The 19,479-nt window shown below is 62.5% G+C and carries 17 protein-coding genes; 7 read left to right on the top strand and 10 right to left on the bottom strand.

The window, feature by feature from the left end:
* Positions 1-3: 3 nt before the first annotated feature.
* From KY459_03110 to KY459_03090, 5 genes are all read right to left on the bottom strand, one after another.
* Positions 4-1,605: a TrkH family potassium uptake protein gene (locus KY459_03110; protein MBW3563694.1), complete on the bottom strand. Its 1,602-nt coding sequence runs from the start codon at positions 1,603-1,605 to the stop codon at positions 4-6.
* Between the two features lie 26 nt (positions 1,606-1,631).
* On the bottom strand, positions 1,632-2,099 hold the full coding sequence (locus KY459_03105) for a PTS sugar transporter subunit IIA (protein MBW3563693.1): 468 nt from the start codon (positions 2,097-2,099) through the stop codon (positions 1,632-1,634).
* Positions 2,100-2,215: 116 nt separating this feature from the next.
* Complete coding sequence (gene rnhA, locus KY459_03100; protein ID MBW3563692.1) at positions 2,216-2,632, bottom strand: ribonuclease HI; 417 nt, start codon at positions 2,630-2,632, stop codon at positions 2,216-2,218.
* Between the two features lie 81 nt (positions 2,633-2,713).
* Positions 2,714-3,112 (bottom strand): hypothetical protein, encoded by a 399-nt coding sequence (locus KY459_03095; protein ID MBW3563691.1) that lies wholly within the window; start codon positions 3,110-3,112, stop codon positions 2,714-2,716.
* A gap of 37 nt (positions 3,113-3,149) precedes the next feature.
* A complete protein-coding gene (locus KY459_03090) occupies positions 3,150-3,836 on the bottom strand; it encodes an RNA polymerase sigma factor (protein MBW3563690.1) in 687 nt (228 codons plus the stop codon).
* A gap of 180 nt (positions 3,837-4,016) precedes the next feature.
* On the opposite strand from KY459_03090, the gene KY459_03085 reads away from it, so the two are divergent.
* The 3 genes from KY459_03085 to KY459_03075 all read left to right on the top strand — a co-directional run bounded on the left by KY459_03085 (position 4,017) and on the right by KY459_03075 (position 7,549).
* On the top strand, positions 4,017-5,012 hold the full coding sequence (locus tag KY459_03085; protein ID MBW3563689.1) for a phytanoyl-CoA dioxygenase family protein: 996 nt from the start codon (positions 4,017-4,019) through the stop codon (positions 5,010-5,012).
* A 296-nt stretch (positions 5,013-5,308) separates the two neighbouring features.
* Positions 5,309-6,595 (top strand): phosphoribosylamine--glycine ligase, encoded by a 1,287-nt coding sequence (gene purD / locus KY459_03080; GenBank protein ID MBW3563688.1) that lies wholly within the window; start codon positions 5,309-5,311, stop codon positions 6,593-6,595.
* A gap of 30 nt (positions 6,596-6,625) precedes the next feature.
* Positions 6,626-7,549, top strand: a complete 924-nt coding sequence (locus KY459_03075; GenBank protein ID MBW3563687.1) for a cation diffusion facilitator family transporter — start codon at positions 6,626-6,628, stop codon at positions 7,547-7,549.
* A gap of 831 nt (positions 7,550-8,380) precedes the next feature.
* On the opposite strand, the gene dxs is transcribed toward KY459_03075, so the two are convergent.
* Complete coding sequence (gene dxs / locus KY459_03070; protein MBW3563686.1) at positions 8,381-10,297, bottom strand: 1-deoxy-D-xylulose-5-phosphate synthase; 1,917 nt, start codon at positions 10,295-10,297, stop codon at positions 8,381-8,383.
* A gap of 210 nt (positions 10,298-10,507) precedes the next feature.
* On the opposite strand from dxs, the gene KY459_03065 reads away from it, so the two are divergent.
* Positions 10,508-12,262, top strand: coding sequence for a hypothetical protein (locus tag KY459_03065; protein MBW3563685.1), 1,755 nt, complete (start codon positions 10,508-10,510; stop codon positions 12,260-12,262).
* Positions 12,259-13,887: a hypothetical protein gene (locus KY459_03060; protein ID MBW3563684.1), complete on the top strand. Its 1,629-nt coding sequence runs from the start codon at positions 12,259-12,261 to the stop codon at positions 13,885-13,887. The genes KY459_03065 and KY459_03060 overlap by 4 nt, the downstream gene beginning before the upstream one ends.
* A 4-nt stretch (positions 13,888-13,891) precedes the next feature.
* On the opposite strand, the gene KY459_03055 is transcribed toward KY459_03060, so the two are convergent.
* From KY459_03055 to xseA, 4 genes are read right to left on the bottom strand one after another with little or no spacing between them, the layout of a single operon-like run.
* Complete coding sequence (locus KY459_03055; protein MBW3563683.1) at positions 13,892-14,581, bottom strand: N-acetylmuramoyl-L-alanine amidase; 690 nt, start codon at positions 14,579-14,581, stop codon at positions 13,892-13,894.
* Between the two features lie 24 nt (positions 14,582-14,605).
* Positions 14,606-15,529, bottom strand: coding sequence for a polyprenyl synthetase family protein (locus KY459_03050; protein MBW3563682.1), 924 nt, complete (start codon positions 15,527-15,529; stop codon positions 14,606-14,608).
* Positions 15,516-15,779, bottom strand: a complete 264-nt coding sequence (gene xseB, locus KY459_03045; protein ID MBW3563681.1) for an exodeoxyribonuclease VII small subunit — start codon at positions 15,777-15,779, stop codon at positions 15,516-15,518. Before xseB ends, KY459_03050 begins: the two co-directional genes overlap by 14 nt.
* Entirely contained in the window at positions 15,776-17,254 is a 1,479-nt protein-coding gene (gene xseA / locus KY459_03040; protein ID MBW3563680.1) for an exodeoxyribonuclease VII large subunit, read from the bottom strand. Before xseA ends, xseB begins: the two co-directional genes overlap by 4 nt.
* A gap of 249 nt (positions 17,255-17,503) precedes the next feature.
* On the opposite strand from xseA, the gene KY459_03035 reads away from it, so the two are divergent.
* Positions 17,504-18,397: an NAD-dependent epimerase/dehydratase family protein gene (locus KY459_03035; GenBank protein MBW3563679.1), complete on the top strand. Its 894-nt coding sequence runs from the start codon at positions 17,504-17,506 to the stop codon at positions 18,395-18,397.
* Entirely contained in the window at positions 18,376-19,467 is a 1,092-nt protein-coding gene (locus tag KY459_03030) for a DUF2183 domain-containing protein (GenBank protein ID MBW3563678.1), read from the top strand. Before KY459_03035 ends, KY459_03030 begins: the two co-directional genes overlap by 22 nt.
* Positions 19,468-19,479: the final 12 nt, after the last annotated feature.

Here is a 19,479-nt window from a genome sequence, read left to right as displayed (position 1 = left end):
CGCTCAGCGCCTCATTGCTCTGGAAACCAGAGCGCCGAACAGGATGATGACGGGGAAAATCTCGAGCCGGCCGGTCCACATCTGCAGGATGTACATTACTTCGAGAACCACATGCATGTCGGGATTGGCGACTCCGGTGGAGAGACCGACGGTTCCCTGCGCCGACACGCTGTCGAAGATCGCCTCGGCGGTCGTGAACTCGGGACCTGCAAGCGCAACCGTGGTGACCATCGAGATTGCCATCATCACGAGATAGAGAAACGACAACACGGCCGCATCGGCGACCTCCCGCTGCATTGCCTGAGACGTCATATTCTTTTCTCCCACGCGGAACGGAATAACCGCCTCTGCAGGGAGAAACACTTTCCGGACGCGCCACATGGCTGCGCGGAGCAGAACGTAGGCGCGAATCAGCTTGAGCCCTCCCGACGTCGACCCGGCAGCACCGCCAACAACCATCGTTCCGAGCGCCATCAGAAGCAGCGCAGGAGCGCTCCATTGCTGAAGGTCGGAGGTCGACCATCCGGTGCCCGACAACGCGCTCACCATCTGAAACGCTGCGGTGCGCGCGGGCGCGTCGACTGCCGGCGCGCCCACCAGAAGGACAAATCCAGTCGGAATCATCACGGCGAGAATCATGACCATCAGGCGAAACTGCGGATCCTTCCAGAAGACGAGCAGACGCCGGCGACGTACAAAGGCGTAGTACAACGGAAACGCGATGACGCCGAGGATCATCGGCACCATGTGGACCATCTCCATCGCCGGAGACTCGTAATCCGCAATGCTGCGATCCAGCGTACTGAAGCCTCCGGTGGCGATGCCGGTCATCGCGTGGTTCACGGAATTGAACAGAGTCGGCTCGAGCCCGTAGCCGGGAAGAATCAGCAGCGTCGACACGAACAGCCATACGAACACCAGCAGCGTCATCGCGGCGTAGATCTTCCAGATGGCACGCGCAGTTCCGAGGATGGTCGGCCGCAGCTTCATACCAGCGGTTTCCGAGTGATAGAGCTCGAGCTCGCCGACCGCACGAGGACGCGGCGTCACCGCCAGAGAAAGGACGATCACTCCGACTCCACCGATCCACTGCATCAGAGATCTGTAGAAGAGAAGACCGCGGCCGATCGACGGCTCGTGAACGGTCATCGTGAATCCCGTGGTCGTGAAACCGCTCATGCTTTCGAAAAGGGCGTGAAGAGGGTTACGGAAGATCAGGAGGCTCGAACGATACGTCTCTCCCGGGGGAACGAACGACTGCGCCACCGAATCCGGTGTGATCCACGCCGTGAGCGTCAGAGGAATCGCCCCGAATATTGCGCTGACGAGCCACCCGAGACCCGCGATGATCATCGCGTGCCGGCGCTCCGGATCTCCGACGTCGCGCCATTTGCGTGCGGCGAGCGCGCCGCAGCCGGCGGTCAGAGCCGACGCCAGCGCACAGGCGATCGCGGTATGAATCTCACCATAGATGAGGGCCACCAGCGCCGGCAGAAGCATGCCGAGCCCGATCAGAACCTGGAGCGCTCCGACGTCGCGGGCCACAAGCCGCCACGTGGACTGGTGCCGGGCATCCCCCGGCTGCCATTCCGCGCGTCTCGCCATCCGTATGGGGCCGCTGCGTGACGGGACTACCGTGACCCGTCGCCCTCGGCCTCTCCAATCACGTTCCGCATCTCTTCCGCGGTCTCTGCTTCCATCAGCCGGTCGCGAATCGAACCATCCCGGAAGACCCGGCTGATGCGCGCGAGAGCTTTCAGATGGTCACCGGCCGAGCTGGGAGGTGCGACGATGACGAAGAAGAAGTGTGTGGGCTTCCCGTCGGCGGCTCCGAAGTCGACCCCGCGGCGCGATCTTCCGAGGCATGCGACCAACTCGTCGACCGAGCTGAGCTTTCCGTGGGGAACGGCAATTCCCTCTCCGAGCGCGGTCGAGCCCTGCTTTTCCCGCTCGAGAAGCACCCGCGTCACATCGGCTGCTGTTACGCGGTCGTCGCTCGACGCGAGAAAACCGGCCAGCTCGCGGATCACGTCATCTTTGCGGGACGAACGAACTTCCGGGAGGATCAGATCCTCCCTGATCATTTCACCAATTTTCATGTCGGGTCGTCGAAATGCACGCCGTCGAGCAGCCAGCACCCGGAGCGCCGGTCATTCTACGTCATGCGCGTCAGCAGTGGTGCACGCCTCATTCCGGTTCCAGCTTTACCCGACTCTCAAAACGGAATGGCCGCACGCGCGGCCTCATCCACCCGCGCGTTTTCTTCATGGCCCGAGTGACCTCGCACCCACTCCCATTCGACCTCGTGCAGCGAAATCTCCCGATCGAGACTCTCCCAGAGATCCTGATTCTTGACCGGCGCCTTCGAAGCGGTCTTCCATCCTCGCCGGCGCCAGCCGGCGAGCCACTTCGTCATTCCGTCCATCACATAGCGCGAATCGGTCACGATCCGGACCGAGCAGCCCCTTTTGAGGCTGCGCAATCCCTGGATCACGGCGAGCAGCTCCATCCGGTTGTTGGTCGTGGAGGGATCGCCTCCCGAGACGAGCTTCTCGTGATCGTTCCATCGCAGCAGCGCTGCCCACCCTCCCGGTCCGGGGTTTCCGCTGCACGCTCCATCGGTATACATCATCACTCTCGTTCCGGGGCTCACGAAAGCCGATTCTATCCTCCGAGAGTGATCTGCCTGCTGGATTCGACTCGTGCGCTCCGATCAGTGCCGCGCTTCGGCCGGAGCCTGCGTCTCCGAGGCGCGAGCGAGGAGGTACAGCGCGAGCGCTCCGATCATCAGGCCGACGTCGCGAAGGGCGATGTCGAGATATCCGCCGACCGCGATGAGGTTCACGATGATTCCGAGGAGCCAGCCCGCGACGAGAAGGCCTCCGAGTTTCGGCTTCACTGCGACGACGATGGCGGCGACGATCTCGACCACACCGACGATCGTCATGAACGCCGACGGGGAGAGGCCCGTCATCGAAGGAATGAAAGGTGCGAGGTATTTTTCCCAGTCGGTCAGCACATTGAAGAACTTGTCGAGTCCCGCAACGAGCGGCGCAACGATGAAACCGAATCGCAGAAGCTGGAACGCCTGACGGCTCATATGATCATTCATTTCGAATCTCCTCCTTGTGTTGGTCGACGGTTGAGTATCAACGCGTTTTCGATTCACTGCTGATTGCGTTCAGCACGCTGGTCACAGCTCTGTCGCAGCGATGCCCTGCGAACGCCATGAGCGCGGCCATCTCACAGGTTCCGAGCTTCTCGAGTCGCTCGCGCAGCATCGCCCGCGCACGGTGGAGGCGGGTCCGGACGACGCCCTCCGTCACATCGAGCGCCTCCGCACATTCCGCGGTCGACATCCCTTCGACATCGCGCAGTGCGAGGACGATTCTGTAGTCGCGTGGGAGGCCGAGAATCTCCCTCTCGAGAATCTCTCGCATCTGAGAAGACATCGCCAACACCTCCGGTGTCGTGGATTCGGATTCAGGGCGGCTCCGATCGGGAGTCGCCAGCTCGATCGCCCTCCCCTCCCGCCTGATCCGCCCGAACGCGGAGTTCACGGCGATCCGGGTGACCCAGGTCGGGAAGGAGGATCTTCGCTCGAACGATCCGAGATTCCGCCATGCCTCGAGCCAGGCATGCTGGACGGCGTCCTCAGCGTCCTCCGGCCGTCCGATGATTCCGAGAACCGTCCGGTAGATCCGCTGGTTGTACCGCCGCATCAGAAGCTCATACAGCGGAGTGTTTCCGGAGAGAACCGCCGCGACGACCTCTTCATCCGCCATGGCGCTCTCATGGTCTTCCTGAAACTCCCGCTTTGGTTCGGCTTCACCCATGACATTCAGACAGAGTCGATCAGCCCCCGAAATGTTACAACCGCCTCTGCGGATCGGGCTTTCCGGCGTCGGACGTTATCCCATTGTGACCTCTATCAACGGCCGGACCGCGAAAAAGCCACCGAGATCCCGACAGTCCGGAAAGAAATCCTCCCGGCCTGCGGCCGGTTTGTACCCGGCGTGAGTCCCCTCACAGCAGAACAGCTCGGCCCGGTGCGCCCGTGGTTCGAGGGACCCGACTTCGAGCAGCAGCTCGCAGCGAAGAACCTCGACCCGGAGACCGAGCGCCTGGTTCGCGACTACCGGGCCGACGGCTACGTCGTCATCGACCCGATACTCGATCCCAACGACCTCGAGGCGCTCCCCGTCGAGATCGCGCCCCGTTTCGCCTACGACACCGGTCCCTATTTCTCGGATGAGACCCGGATCCAGGACGGCTGGACCGTCAACGAGCGGATCCGCAGAATTGCCGCATCGAAGCGTGTGGTCGACCTTCTGGAGATCTTCTACGAGCGTCGCCCCATCCCCTTTCAGACGCTCAACTTCTGCAAGGGCTCCGAGCAGGCGACTCACAGCGATACCATCCATTTTCACTCCTTCCCCCCCGGATTCATGTGCGGCGTCTGGGTCGCCCTCGAGGACATCGATGGCGGCAACGGGCCGCTTCATTACTATCCGCGAAGCCAGGAGCTCCCCTTCTATACACTCGAAGACCTCGGTCTGAGGGCCAGCACCCAACAGCAGCAATACGAGCACTATCCGCTTTACGAGCAGTTCGTCGCGGAACTGATGCTCTCGTCCGGACTGGAGCGGAAGACTCTGAACGTGAAAAGAGGACAGGCACTGATCTGGTCGGCAAATCTCTTCCACGGGGGAGAGCGGATCCTGGAACGGGGCCGGTCGCGATGGAGCCAGGTGACGCACTTCTACTTCGAAGGATGCTTCTATTACACCCCTCTTCTCAGCGACGTCAGCCTCGGAAAAATCACGAGCCGCAACATCGTCGACATCCGCAACGGGCAGCCCGTCGCGTCGGTTGCCCAATACGACAGCCCCGTTCTCGCGCTCGATTTCCCTGCACCGCCCCAGGGCGGGGTCGCCGGCCTTCGACGCCAGGTGCGGGAGCTCAAGTCGAAATGGGACCGGCTGATCGATTCGGCCCTTCGCAGCCGCTGATGTGCAGGAGACAGGATTCAGGAGACAGGATTCAGGAGACAGGATTCAGGAGACAGGATTCAGGAGACAGGATCAGGAGACAGGACTCAGGAGACAGAATTCAGGATTCGGACCGTTTCCGCACGGCTCCTGAATCCCGGCTCCTCGCGCCCCCGGTCGGTCCCGGCTCCTGGATCCTGAATCCTGTCTCCTGAATCCTGTCTCCTGACAATAATGACTCACGTTAATTTGTACGATCCGGGCCCGTTCGATTAAACTTTCAGGGTTGTTCCACCGCTGTCACTGGAGGATTGTCGATGCGTGTTCTCGTCGTCGGTAACGGAGGGCGCGAGCATGCTCTCACCTGGAAACTTCGCCAGAGCCCGCTGGTGGACGAGATCTTCGTCGCACCCGGAAACGCGGGTATCGCCGAGATCGCCGACTGCGTCCCGATCGGTGTGGCCGACGTGGTGGACCTTCTCGACTTCGCCGAGAAGCTGAAGATCGATCTGACCGTGGTGGGACCGGAGCTTCCACTGACGCTCGGGATCGTCGACGAGTTTCACAAGCGGGATCTCCGCATCTTCGGCCCGACCAAGCTCGCGGCCGAGATCGAAGGCTCGAAGGTCTTCTCCAAGGAGTTCATGGTCAAGTACGGCATCCCCACCGCGGCATCGCATGTCTACTCCTCGGTGGATGAGACCATGGACGGAATCGGAAAGAAGTTTCCGCTGGTCATGAAGGTCGACGGACTCGCCGGTGGCAAGGGCGTCGCGATCGTCAATGACAAAAAGGAAGCCGAGGCCTACGCGAAGGTCGTATTCGACGAACGGAAGTTCGGCAACGCCGGCAGCCGGCTCGTCGTGGAAGAGTTTCTCGAGGGGGAAGAGCTCTCCTTCATGGTGCTCACCGACGGAAAGAAACTCGTTCCCCTCTCTCCCGCCAAGGATTACAAGAAGGCGCTCGACGGCGACGAGGGTCCCAATACCGGGGGTATGGGCGCTCATTCACCGGCGATCATTCTGCCGGGCGAGCTCGCGGCCGAGATCATGAAGACGGTCATGATTCCGACCGTTCAGGCGATGGCGGAAGAAGGCCGGCCGTACACGGGATGCCTCTACGCGGGCATCATGCTCACCCCCGCCGGACCGAAGGTCCTCGAGTTCAACTGCAGGTTCGGTGATCCGGAAACACAGGTGCAGATGATGCGGCTCGAAAGCGATCTTGCCGAAGTGATGGTGAAGGTGGCGGACGGGAATCTCGGCGATACCAAACTCAGCTGGAAGAAGGAGGCGGCAGCAGGAGTCGTCGTCGCAATGTCCGGCTATCCCGGTCCGGCGCCGAACGGCGTTCCGGTCACGGTCCCGAATCTCGAGGATCCGAGTATCGAGTACTTTCACTCCGCCACCGGAAAGGATGATGACGGCAACTTCATCAACGTCGCCGGCCGTGTCATCACCGCCTGCGGTCGTGGCGCTACAATGTCGGAAGCTCTGACGAAAGCCTACAAGGCCGCTGCCGCCGTCAAATTCGACGGCGCGGTTTACCGTAAAGACATCGGCTACCGCGCGATGGAGATGCGAAAGAAGGCGGCGGGCGAATAATCGAATCACCTCCCGGATTAACCGAGGGAGATGCCTCGACATCATCATCATCCGACGACGGTCAGCCTCAAGCTGAAAGTGTCTGCTCTCGCGACGGTGCTCTTCGTCGTCGTGGAGCTGGTTGCCGGCATTCTGGCGAATGCACTCGCGCTGGTCGGAGACGCTCTTCACAACCTCACCGACTCGGTCGCTCTGCTGCTCGCGCTCTTCGTCGTCTGGCTCGAGGTGCTTCCGCGGAGCCAGTCGAAAACGTTCGGTTACCAGCGCGCCGGAATTCTCGCCGCCTTCGTCAACGCAGGATTCCTGGTCGCATTCACGATTTACCTCCTGGTCGAGGCGTGGCATCGCTTCCGGCAGCCGGAGGCGATCGACAGCTTCACGATGATCTGGGTGGCCGCAATCGGCATCCTGCTGAATGTCGCGATCACGCTGTGGCTGCGGAAGGAGAGTGCAGACGACATCAACATCCGCGCCGCGACCGTCCATCTCTTCGGCGATACCCTCTCTTCGGCAGGAGTGATCGTCGCTGCACTCCTGATCCGGTTCACCGGCAACTCGATTTTCGATCCGATCGTGACCGGCCTCATCGCAATCCTCATTTTCTGGAGCGCCTGGGGCATTCTGAAAGAGACGATCAACCTTCTCCTCGAGGGGACTCCGGATGGAATCGATCCCGACGAGATCACGACGCGGCTCGCTTCGCAGCCGGGCGTGCTCGATGTCCATCACGTTCACATCTGGGCGATCGCGCCGACCCGACCGGCGCTGTCGTGTCACCTGAAGCTGGGAGACGTTTCGCTGGCGAGCACAGCCTCCATTCTCGAACGGGCAACCACGCTACTGCAGGCGGAGTACGGGATCACTCACACGACCATCCAGTTCGAGCACGACACCGGTTGTCCCGACGACGACCCCCACTGCATCACGTCGGAAGTTCAGGTAATCACTTCCTGATCGACCTGACTCACGAGCCTTCCCCGGATCCTTCGCCGTCCTTCGGCGGCTCCTGATGAACTGCCGGTTCGATGGGCGCTCCGCTTGGTCTGACTGTACTTTCATGAGAGGTCCCTCGCTTTCCCGCCCGACCACCGGCGCGGGACGACCGGGGCGGAGGAGGCATTGTGACGTGACTGCATCGTCCCGGCGTATGGCTTCGAATGCCGCAGATTACGCCGGACCAGACGCCGGATTGAAGCCTCGACAAACCCCTCTCCCCGCCCCGTCGTCCCGAGCGGGCGGCGAACTTGCGGATCGGTTTGATTCGGCGTACCTGCGGGCGGGCAGGCGAGGGACCTCCAGAGCGAGTACAGTGAATCCAAGCGAAGCGCCGACCCAACATCGCCCTTTCTCCGGTGCTCCCCCATGTTCATTTCCGCTTCACCGGCGCGTAGCGTCGGTCAATTGCTCCTAATGAAACGACCACGAAATGCGTGGACTTCGACCTTTTGCAGCGCTTCGCTTGGGCTGATGTCCCAACCTGCAAGATCCCTCGCTTGCCCACCCGACCGCCCGCTCGGGACGACGCCGGTTTGAGTATGGGGTGCGGAGTTTTGCGGGCTCCGATTTTCATTTCCGCTTCACCGGCGCGTAGCGTCGGTCAATTGCTCAGGATGACGAGGGCGTGGGTTCGCGAGAGCAAACATTCGTCCATGATCGTCGCTTCGCGCAAACACAACATTCGTCATTCTGAGCCCGGCAGAGCGCGGGCGAAGAATCTGGCGGTTGGCCGTTATTGACGTCATGCGCTCGCGCGCCTCTTCGTTCACGAGCCCCCATCCATTCGCGTCAGTCGTTCGCGACGCGCGGCCGAGGCTGGCTCGTTTCGCGATCGAGGAGGTCCCGGACATGGCTCGCGATTCCCTCGGGATGCAGATCGAACTGCGCGCGCAAGACCCCCTGCGATCCGTGATGGACGATCTCGTCGGGCACCCCGATTCTGTCGATCTCCACCCCGTGAATGCCGAGCTCCTGAATCTTCTCCATGACCGCGGAACCGAATCCTCCGGCGAGTGAGCCCTCTTCGACCGTCACTACCTTCGCACCGGGGATGCAGTAACGACGAATCAGCTCTTCATCGAGCGGTTTGATGAATTTCGCGTCGATGACCGTGACCTCGATTCCTTCGCGAGACAACAGGTCGGCCGCCTCCATCGCCGGCCACACCTCCGCGCCGATTGCGAAAATCGTGGCCGCCGAGCCCTCTCTCATCACCTCGCCCTTGCCGATCGGCAGCGACCGGAGCTCGGCGTCCATCTCCACCCCGACACCCTCTCCGCGGGGGTAGCGAAGCGAGGTCGGATGCCCCGTCTCGAGCGCGGTCTTGAGCATGTGTCTCAGCTCGTTCTCATCGCGCGGCGCCATGCAGATCATGTTCGGAAGAATCCGGAGATATGCCATGTCGTAGATTCCGTGATGGGTCGGGCCGTCGGCTCCGACGATTCCGGCTCTGTCCATCGCGAACACGACGGGAAGGTCCATGATCGCGACGTCGTGAAAGGTCTGATCGAACGCTCTCTGCAGAAATGTCGAATAGATCGCGGCGACCGGCTTCATCCCCTGCGTCGCCATTCCTCCGCAGAAGGTCACGGCGTGCTCCTCCGCGATTCCGACGTCGAATGTTCGATCGGGATACTCCTTTGAGAACTTGTCGAGCCCTGTCCCCTCCGGCATCGCTGCCGTGACGGCGACGATCTTCGGATCCTTCGATGCGAGCTCGATGAGCGTCTCCGCGAAGACTCCGGTGTATTTCGGCGGCGCCGGATTGGTCGACTTGTGAACCACGCCCGAAGCCTTGTCGAAAGGAGTGACGCCATGCGACCAGATCGGCTTGACCTCCGCCGGCTCGTAGCCCTTTCCCTTCATCGTGATCACGTGGCAGATGATCGGCCCGTCGTAGTCTTTGTGCTTTTCGAAGATGTCGATCAGCAGCTTGAGATCGTGGCCGTCGTACGGCCCGATGTACTTGAAGCCCAGCTCCTCGAAGAGCAGCCCGGGAACCGTCATGTTCTTGAGGACCTCCTCCATGTCGGAGGCGAGCCCGTGGATTCGATCGCCGACCAGCGGGATCCGGTCCATGACGCCCTTGGCCAGGTCCTTGAGCGCGTTGTACTTCTGTCCCTTGATGATCTGATTGAGATAGCCCGAGATCGCGCCGACGTTGGTCGAGATCGAGAGGTCGTTGTCGTTGAGAACCAGGAAAAGTTTCCGCTTCAGATGTCCCGCCTGATTCAAGCCCTCGAATGCCAGCCCTCCGGACAGCGCTCCATCACCGACGACCGCGGCGACCCGGTAATCCTCGTTCCGGAAATCGCGCGCAACCGCGATTCCGAGCGACGCCGAGATCGAAGTCGAAGCATGCCCGGCGTTGAACACGTCGTAGATCGACTCCTCGCGCTTGCAGAAACCCGAGATCCCTTCGTGCTGGCGGATCGTGTGGAATCGCTCGCGCCGCCCCGTGATCAGCTTGTGAGGATAGCTCTGGTGTCCCGTATCGAACACGAGCTGGTCCCGCGGCGTATCGAAGACGTAGTGAAGGGCGAGCGTCAGCTCGACCACTCCGAGATTGCCGCCGAAATGTCCGCCCTTTTCGGAAACGACATCGACGATTCGCTCGCGGATCTCCCCGGCCAGCTGTTCGAGCTGCCGGAGATTCAGCATCCGGATGTCGGCCGGTGAATGAATCGTATCGAGAATGTTCGCCATTTTCCTGTTTGCCACGCTGTTCACCTCGGTGTCGGAAGTATCAGATGAACCGACACTTGTTGGAGTGAAAAGCGACAACGGAGATGCTCCGCGGGATGTTCCACCCTGGGAGAACGAGGGCTGGAGCGATCCAGGAGTCATGCCCGCGTGACTAACTGCACTACATCGCCGTACCCCTGCACACCTATACACTTCGCGCGGAGAACTTCATTGCCCGATCCCGTCGAAAGCCGGCGCCCGAAAGGAGGGCGCGCCCGTGCCCGGACCACTTCGAGGTTCCGGCTCGCCCGGGCCGGCGCCGTCGTGGCGCTGACCTGGCTGCTCTCGCTGATCTGGCTGACGCCCGGCCTCGTCCTGCCCGACGGTGCCGGCTACTACAGCTATCTCCCTTCGATGTGGGTCGATCGCGACCTCCTCTTCTACGACGAATGGGATCGTCTCGGAATGATCGTCGAGGGACGGATCCTCCACAAAGAGGTGACCTCCACCGGTTTTCTCGGAAATCACTGGACGATCGGGACGGCGGTCTACTGGCTCCCCTCCATGGCACTGGCCGACGGAGTGCGAGGACTCGGGGCGGGATCGTTTCCGCGCGATGGATTCTCCCTCCCCTACAACGTTGGGGTCGTGACGGCCTCGGCGTTCGCCGGCCTGCTCGCCCTTCTGGTGAGTGTCCGGATCGCGGCGAGATTCAGCTCCGGAGAAGCGGCGGGCGCGGCCGCCATTGCGACCTGGTTCGGTACGCCTCTGCTCTGGTACTCGCTTCGCCACTCGACCATGTCTCACGCCGTCTCGGCGCTCGCCTGCGCTCTGGCCGTGGCTGCCGCCCTTTCACTGAGAGAAGACTCCCGCAGGTCCAGGATCTTTCTCGCCGGGCTGGCAATCGGATTCGCTTTCATCGTGCGGCCCCAGAACCTCGCGATCGCCCTCGTACCGTTCATTCTCATTCCGTGGATCTCCAGGTCGCTCATGCTCCGGTTGTCGCTTCTGCTGCCAGCCGGAGCTCTCCTCGCGGCTCTCCCCCAGCTGGTCGCGAGCTGGTTCATTTACGGAACACCCGCCGGATTTCTGACGGGCGGGAGCCGGGCGGCACCTTTCGCCGCTTTCGAGAAAGTGTGGACCTGGGAGCCACTCTTCTCCTGGTATCACGGCCTCGTGCCGTGGGCGCCTGTCGTCCTCGTGGCGATCATCGGGCTGATTCTTCTTTTCCGGGACGACCGCCGTCTGGCGCTCGCGGCGCTCTATTTCTTCGCGGCGCAATGGTTCATCAACGCCACGATGGAACGAACCTTCTGGGGTTCAACTGCGTTCGGGCAGAGACGCTTTCTCAACAGCACGGTCTTCGTCGTGATCGGCCTCGCCGTTTTCCTTTCGAGAGTGCGACGCCCGATCTCCGTCCCGATCGTGGCAGTCTGCACGTTCTGGACGATGACGCTCTTCTTCGCAACGGATCGCATTTCGCTCGCCCGCTATTACACCCCCTCCGAGCTGTGGACGATGCAGAAGCAGGCGCTTCTCGCTCTTCCCGGGAAATTCGCACCCCTCGCGTCCGTTCCTCCCGATTTCCGTCTGACCGTCGTCACTTTCCTGGTCGTCACCCTGATCGGACTCTCTCTTCTCGCGTTCTCACTCCTCCGGATTCTCGATCGGCCTGCGGCCGCCGCGCCGGTCATTTCGGTCTGGTTCCTTCTCGTCACCGGACTCGTCTATGTCTGCGGAGCGAACTCGCTCGACGGGCGCGAGCAGTACCGCGATCTCATCGCCCGCAACCAGCCGCTCGCACTTCTCCCGGGAGGAGTCGAGTTTCGCGAGGGGCTTCTGCGTGATGAGATCGAGTACCTGACCAGGAGCGGGCGGCATGAAGAGTCCGCGCGTGTCGAGCGGGAGCTCGAAAACCTCCGCCGGGAGCGAACCGAGGCGCTGAGAAGACTTGGCGCGAGCTCGCGCGGGAGGCGAGATCAATGACGCGAAACGTACGGCTCGGTCTAGCCGCGGGGCTTCTGAGCGTCGCATGCTACGCGCTCATCGCACTGCTCGTCGTGCCGGTCTATCCTCATTTCGTCTCGCCAAACGAATTCAGCCGATGGGCCGCAACGAGCTCGATCGTCGAGCGCGGCTCGCCCGAGATCTCCTGGCTTCTGCCGCTTCTCGGTCCCAGGCTCGAGGACATCTCGGAGATCGACGGCCGCCGCTACTCCAACAAGGCGCCGGGCGGTTCTTTCTTCGCCATCCCTGCATACGCACTCGCGCACGCGATGATCGGACCACCCGGTCCGGCGACCCTCCGTACCTCTCTGTTTCTCTGCCGCATCTGGACCTCGACCATTCCTCTTCTTCTTCTCGGCGCGCTGCTGGCGTATGCCGCCGGAAAAACCGGAGCGAGGCCACGTCGGATTGCCCTGACCGTGGCAGCCCTGCTCTTCGCGACCCCGCTGTTCGCCTATGGGCTGCTCTTCTTTTCGCACGCCCTCTCGGCCCTTTGCGTCTTCGGGGCGTGGGCTCTCCTCTATCTCCCGGCGTGGAAAGGCTCGCTCTGGCGTGCACTCGGTGCGGGAGCTCTTTGCGGAGTCGCTGTTCTCAACGAGTACACGACCGCGGTTCCGATCGCCGTCTTTCTCGCGGGGCTCCTCGTGACCGGGGAGTGGAGGCGTGCCGCCACGGTCATCGCCGGAGGAGCTCCCTTCGCGATCATCCTCGCCCTCTATCAGAAACTGACGTTCGGAAGCTTCGTCGCCGTCTCCTCCGGTCACGAACGCTTCGATCAGTTCAGGGAGCTGGCGGAGTCGGGCTTTTTCGGTATCGGATTTCCATCGGCCTCGAATCTCGTCGCCGAGCTTCTCAGCCCGTCGCGCGGACTCCTCCTGATGTCGCCCTTTCTGCTGATGCTGCCGCTCTGGATTACCCGCGCGCGGCGCCGGCTGCCGGGAGCCGCGATCGTCACGCTTCTGGTTGCGCCGGTACTCCTGCTGCTCGTACTTTCCGGCTACCCGAACTGGCACGGCGGCTGGGGCGTCGGCCTCAGGTATCTGGTTCCGGTGATCCCGCTCCTCGTCTTTCCGATGGTCTACTCCCCCTTCAACCGGCTCGAGACGGCGCTCATCGGCGCTTCGGCCGCGGCCGTCACGATCACGACGTTCGGGTTCTCATTCGTTCCGCCGGAGATTCCCTTCCCGTGGGTGAGTCTCTCGGGGCGTCTCCTTCTGCGGGACCTCTCCGTGCCGGTCTGGACCGATCTGATCGCTCCGCCTCTGGTCGGAAGGATGATCGTCCTCGCGCTTCTGGTCGCGGTGGCGTTCGGGACCACGCCGCGGCGGCGCAGAGCCCGGCATCTCGCCTGGATGGCGTTCGGCGCAGCCGTCTGGATCGCAACTCCGATGGCGATCTTCAACTCGAGGCCGCTCAATCCGCTCCAGCGCCTCGAGGCCGCCTACATCGAGCAGACCTACTTCGATCAGCCTGGAGCCATGACTCGGGAGTTTCCCGATACTCCGCTGCCGCCGGGACTGATCCGTCGCCACGAGATGGAGCGTCAGCTGCCTCCTCCCGCCTGGCCGGGCCACGGAGATTCAGCTCATCCTGCGGGAGATTGAGCCGTCAAGCCGCCGGCTTGTCGGGATCCGCCTGGTGGAGCAGAGCGACCGACTTTTCGAGGACATAGTTGACGGCCCGCCAGTAGCCGGCGTTTTCCTGGGGAGCGCGCGGTGCCGCCCCCTCGAAGACCGCGAGTGCATCCACGAGAGCCGGCGGTGTCGACGCTCGCCGTTCGGGCTGCGGCGACTCGCCGTACACTGCGGAGTAGAGCCGGCCCCAGTCGAACTTCGCGCCGGGATCGGCCTTCCCGCGCCAGCCGGCGATCTGTTCGTGGCCGACGATCCGTCCCGGGTCGCGGAGCGCCGGATAGGCCTCGCCGAGATGACGCAGCACGGCGGCCAGCGCTTCGTACTGCGCGTCGGTGTACTCGAGGATGTTGCCGTTGCTGTTGACGATCTCGATCCCGAGGGAGAAATCGTTGAACTCCTCCCAGAGCCTCGCTCCGTCGTTCCAGCGGCTCCGCCCGGCGTGAGGCGCCGCGATCGCGTCGCCATCCCAGCATGCGGTCGTCTCGAAGACCCGCCCGTCGGGAGCGATGACCAGATGCGCTCCGGTTTTCGGATCCGCGCTGGAGAAAATCTGGAGCGTCGCTTCGAGGGTCTCCGCCGTGTAGTGAAGGACGACGAACTCGACTTCGATCGGTTTTCCGGAGGTTTTTCTCGACGACGTTTTCGACGGTTCCATAGAGCTCAACTCAGGCGACCAGCTCGCTCCATTTCAGTTTTCGCGGCTGGCAATCAGTTCGGCGAGGCCGTGCAGCGGGCCATCGGGCTGCTCGAGCTCGCTGGCGGCAGCATATGCGTTCTCGGTCGCCTTCGCGAGCCGTTCCCGCGCGCCCTCGATTCCCAGCAGCGCCGGATAGGTCAGCTTGCGCTGCTCGCGGTCCTTTCCGGCTGTTTTTCCGAGCTGTTCGGTGCTTCCGACCTCGTCGAGAATATCGTCCCGGATCTGAAAGGCGAGTCCGATTGCCTCGCCGTATTTTCGAAGGGCCCCGAGCTCGGCGTCATTCGCACCACCGAGCACCCCACCCAGAAGCACTGCCGCGACGATCAGCTTCCCCGTCTTGGCGAGGTGGATCGACTCCAGAAGATCGAGCGCGGCCGCTTCCGCCATTTCGCCCGCGTTCACGCTCTCCAGATCGAGGACCTGACCTCCGATCATCCCGGTCGAGTCGATGGCGTCGGCGACGATCCGGACCGCGCGGAGTTGTCTCTCCGGATCGACTCCGCTCACGGGAGTCCCGAGCCAGCGGAAGGCCTCAGTCAGCAGCGCATCGCCCGTGAGGATCGCAGCGGCTTCGCCGAAAACGACGTGGGTCGTTTCGCGTCCCCGGCGAAGAGTGTCGTCATCCAGAGCGGGAAGGTCATCGTGAACGAGCGAATACGTGTGAATCAGCTCGAGCGCAGCGAAGGCCCGCATTCGAGGCTTCGGATCCTCCCCGAGGACTTCGCAGGCGGCGATCGCGAGAATCGGGCGGATTCGCTTTCCCCCTCCCATGACGGCATATCGCATCGCCGAATGGAGAGATGCCGGAACTTCGGCCTCGGGGCGAAGCTCGCGATCGAGCAAGCGATCGACCGCTTCACGCCGCGCTCGAATCCAGGCTTCCGTCGGATCCGTCGCTCTTTCAGTTCCGGTCATTACCGCCGGTGGTGTCGCTTTCCGAAGGAAAAGGCTCGATCTTCGGTTCGCCTCTGGCGTCGGCGAGGATGAGCTCGATCTTCTTCTCCACCTGCTCGAGTTTTTCGTGACAGAAACGGCTGAGTCGAATGCCCTTTTCGAAAAGGGCGAGCGATTCGTCGAGCGAGAGCTCTTCACCCTCCAGACGTGTGACGATGTCCTCCAGCTCTCTGAAGGACTCCTCGAACTTGTGATTGTTTTCTTCTTTCATCTCTCTCCGATCGGAAGCTTCTGCTGGATGGAACGCTCACCCTTGTTTCGCTTTCGAGCGCCGCGGCGCCGCCCGGCCCGGTCGATCCCCGGCTCTGCGGCGGGCATCACCGCCTCGACTCCGAGCGTCTTTCCTTCGACGGCGCAATCGAGGCTTCCACGACTCAGCTGTACGGTGATCTGCTCACCGATCTCGACCTCCTCCGGGCCCTTCAGGATCTTTCGACGTCCCTCGCGACTGGTGAACGCCAGCGCATACCCGCGCGCGAGGACCGACAACGGCGACACCGCCTCCAGAGTTGCAACGAGCGCCGCGACTGCCTGCTGTCTCCGGGACGCGACGATTCTGATTCTGGTCGAAAGTCTTTCGGTGAGGTGATCGACCCTTCCGCATTTTTCGCGCAGCGCTACCCTCGACGGCCACTCGGTGAGAGGGCGATCGAGCCGTGCCAGTCGTGCACGGAGCGTCCGGGCCTCTTTCTCGAGAAGCGTGTAGAGACTCGCCTGACGCCGCTGAAGCCGCGAGCTGATCGCGCGAATGCGAAGTGGAAACGAACCGAGGCGCCCTTCCAGGCTGAGCGAGTCGACTGTGCGTCTGAGCGATCCCATCCGGCGCGTGACGACGTGCTCGATCCGTCTTCTCGCATGATCGATTCGAAGCTGAATCTCTTCACGCGTTCCCACCACGAGCTCCGCCGCTGCCGATGGTGTCGCCGCACGCACATCCGCGACGAAGTCGGCGATCGTGAAGTCGACCTCGTGCCCGATTCCGGAAATCGTCGGAATCGTACAGTCCGCGATCGCGCGGGCGACGACTTCCTCGTTGAATGCCCAGAGGTCTTCGAGTGATCCGCCGCCGCGGCAGAGGAGGATGACGTCATGCCGCTTCCATGTGGAAAGATGACGAATGGCAGCCGCAATCTCGGCTGCAGCCGCCTCTCCCTGAACGCGAACCGGATAGATCTGAATGTGGATGCCGCGGAAGCGCCGGCCCAGTACGTTGAGGACATCGCGGATCGCCGCACCAACCGGACTCGTAACGACCACGATCCTGGACGGGAGCATCGGAATCGGGAGCTTTCTCGCCGAATCGAAAAGCCCCTCCTCGGAGAGTCTCTTCCGCAGCTGCTCGAAGGCGAGTTGCAACGCGCCGAGCCCGACGGGCTCGACCGCGATCGCATTGAGCTGGAACGATCCCCGTTGCGCATAAATCCCCAGCCTTCCGCGCACCACGACCGCAAGACCCTGCTCCGGTGCGAATTTGAGCGCCTGCGCCTCGCGCGCGAACATGACGACGCTCAGCTGGGCATCGCGATCCTTGATGGTGAAGTAAAGATGACCGGCGCCGGACCTGGTGAAGTTCGAGATCTCCCCTTCGACCGCCACTGTGCCGTACCGCGAACCGAGATCGACGTTGATGAGCCGGACCAGCTGACTGACGCTCAGCACGGCGTGGCCTGGAGCTGCGCCATCCATTTGAATCCGAGGATATCGCGACTGCTCTCCTGCACGCGAGCTGGTCACATCTCCGGGAGCTGTTGCCCATACAGGGAAGCGGGGACAGGTGAGAACTTCGCGAACTTCACGGCGCGATGTGGCGAACCTGGGACGCATTCGGAGTGAAGTTCGCGAAGTTCTCACCGGTCCCCGCTGGTCACGTCTCCACTCTACATTCCCGACCAACCGCGATCCCGTGCGGGCATGCTTGGTGGATAGAATCGGGCCATGAAGATTCTGACGACAGGGTCGACCGGCTATATCGGAAGCGCCGTGACGAGAGAACTGATCGGGAGGGGGCACGCCGTCACCCCGCTGGTCCGGGAAGGAACGGACGCCTCCCGGCTGGAGCGGATGGGCGCGACGATCCTGCGAGGGGATTTATCCGACCTCCCCGGCCTGAGCGACATCGTCGACGAGCACCCGACCGCGATCCACATGGCGGCAGCTCACGGCGACGATGCCATCGATCTCGACCTGCGAGCGATCGACGGCCTGCTCGCGGGCGATAACGAGCGCCATGTCATCTACACCTCCGGGGTCTGGGTCTTCGGTTCGACCGGCGAGAACGTCGCCGACGAGGCCTCGCCGCTCGATCCCCTGCCGATCGTTTACTGGCGGCCGGGACACGAGTCACTCGTCCTGCAGATGAGCCGCGAAGGAATCACGGGAGCCGTGATCCGCCCAGGTTGCGTGTACGGCCACGAAGAAAGTCTTCTTCGCGGCTGGTTCGAGTCGATCGAGAATGGCAAACCGGTGGAGATCGCCGGAGACGGAGAGAACCATTGGGCGATGGTTCACCTCGACGATCTCGCGCGACTCTACGCGGCCGTCGCGGAGCAGCGGCTCGAAGGTATTTTTCATGGTACCGACTCGACGCATCTGTCGCTCAACGAGATGGCCGTCGAGCTGGGCAAGCCACTGGGAAAGGATGTGGAGACCCGCCACACCCCGCATTTCGAGGTGATGCAGTCGATGGGAGGGTTCGGAGAGGCCCTCATGGTCGATCAGCAGGTATCGAGCGAGGTCACTCGGGTGCGGACCGGCTGGCCACCCGAGATCGATTCGCTGGAAAAGGTCACGGAGCGGCTCTGGCACGAGTGGCGGGAGGCTCGTATCTGACCCGGTTGCGGAAGACGCTTCACCGAACCGCACTGGCAGCGGAGAGGCTGCTCAGCAGCGAAGCCCGATTTGCCGGTCGCACGAGGGGCCGTCCCATGATTCTCCCCTATCGCGGCTACGGCACGACCGAAACGATCCGGGTCATGGCGCGGGTCATCCGCGATCCGAGCATTACCAGAGGTTTGAAGCCAGCAACCTCGCTCGGAAACCTGCGCGAAACATGGCGACGGGTCTCCAGCGCAGAGGTTCCGGAAGCGGTCGTCGAGTTATCAGCCGGCCCTGCAACGCTGCGCGTCCGCTCCGACGACGAGGGATACATCGACGCCGAACTGCCATGTCCGTCGGAACGGCACGGCCCATGGGTGCCTGTTCGCCTCACCCTTCTCGAGCCGCATCCCCCGCAGGAGACCGTCTCCTTCGCGGAATGTCTGGTTCCCGATCCTTCCGCGGAGTTCGGTGTGATCAGCGACATCGACGACACCATCGTCAAAACGGGAGCCGCCAGCTACATCCGGATGTTCCGCAGCGTGGTTTTTCACAATGCGCGCACCCGAACACCATTCGAGCACGTCGGCGACTTTTACGTGGAGCTGAGCCACGGTTCTTCATCGACGAGGGCGGTCAATCCCCTCTTTTACGTCTCGAGCGGACCATGGAACTTCTACGACGTGCTCGACGACTTTCTTCTTCTGAACCGCATTCCGCAGGGACCGATCCTGCTTCAGGACTATGGACTCGATTCCGAGAAGCTGATTCACGCCGACCATCATGCTCACAAGCTCGAGCAGATCGAGGGGATCTTCGGGACCTATCCGGATCTTCCGTTCGTTCTGATCGGGGATTCCGGTCAGGCGGATCCGGAAATCTACGAATCGGTCGTTCGCGCTCATCCGGACCGGGTCCGTGCGATCTTCATTCGCGACGTCTCTGCAGCGGCCCGGGACGAGGAAGTCCGTTCACTGGGGGAAGCCACGCGGTCTCTGGGCGTCGAGCTTCACCTTGTGAGTACGACGGAGCAGGCTCGAAATCTGGCCGAACGCGATGGGCTCATTCGCCGCCGTGGCCAATAATTTGCTGTCCAA

The organism is Acidobacteriota bacterium (assembly GCA_019347945.1).
Taxonomy (GTDB): domain Bacteria; phylum Acidobacteriota; class Thermoanaerobaculia; order Gp7-AA8; family JAHWKK01; genus JAHWKK01.
The sequence above is the reverse complement of the archived record's forward strand: the minus strand, read 5'-3'. Positions and strand labels throughout refer to the sequence as shown.

Coding starts and splice junctions, on each gene's coding strand:
- KY459_03105 (MBW3563693.1), bottom strand. CDS start 2,099: ATGAAAATTGGTGAAATGATCAGGGAGGATCTGATCCTCCCGGAAGTT.
- KY459_03050 (MBW3563682.1), bottom strand. CDS start 15,529: ATGACCGGAACTGAAAGAGCGACGGATCCGACGGAAGCCTGGATTCGA.
- purD (MBW3563688.1), top strand. CDS start 5,309: ATGCGTGTTCTCGTCGTCGGTAACGGAGGGCGCGAGCATGCTCTCACC.
- KY459_03035 (MBW3563679.1), top strand. CDS start 17,504: ATGAAGATTCTGACGACAGGGTCGACCGGCTATATCGGAAGCGCCGTG.
- KY459_03075 (MBW3563687.1), top strand. CDS start 6,626: ATGCCTCGACATCATCATCATCCGACGACGGTCAGCCTCAAGCTGAAA.
- KY459_03110 (MBW3563694.1), bottom strand. CDS start 1,605: ATGGCGAGACGCGCGGAATGGCAGCCGGGGGATGCCCGGCACCAGTCC.
- KY459_03095 (MBW3563691.1), bottom strand. CDS start 3,112: ATGAATGATCATATGAGCCGTCAGGCGTTCCAGCTTCTGCGATTCGGT.
- KY459_03090 (MBW3563690.1), bottom strand. CDS start 3,836: ATGGGTGAAGCCGAACCAAAGCGGGAGTTTCAGGAAGACCATGAGAGC.
- xseA (MBW3563680.1), bottom strand. CDS start 17,254: ATGGATGGCGCAGCTCCAGGCCACGCCGTGCTGAGCGTCAGTCAGCTG.
- KY459_03060 (MBW3563684.1), top strand. CDS start 12,259: ATGACGCGAAACGTACGGCTCGGTCTAGCCGCGGGGCTTCTGAGCGTC.
- rnhA (MBW3563692.1), bottom strand. CDS start 2,632: ATGATGTATACCGATGGAGCGTGCAGCGGAAACCCCGGACCGGGAGGG.
- dxs (MBW3563686.1), bottom strand. CDS start 10,297: ATGGCGAACATTCTCGATACGATTCATTCACCGGCCGACATCCGGATG.
- xseB (MBW3563681.1), bottom strand. CDS start 15,779: ATGAAAGAAGAAAACAATCACAAGTTCGAGGAGTCCTTCAGAGAGCTG.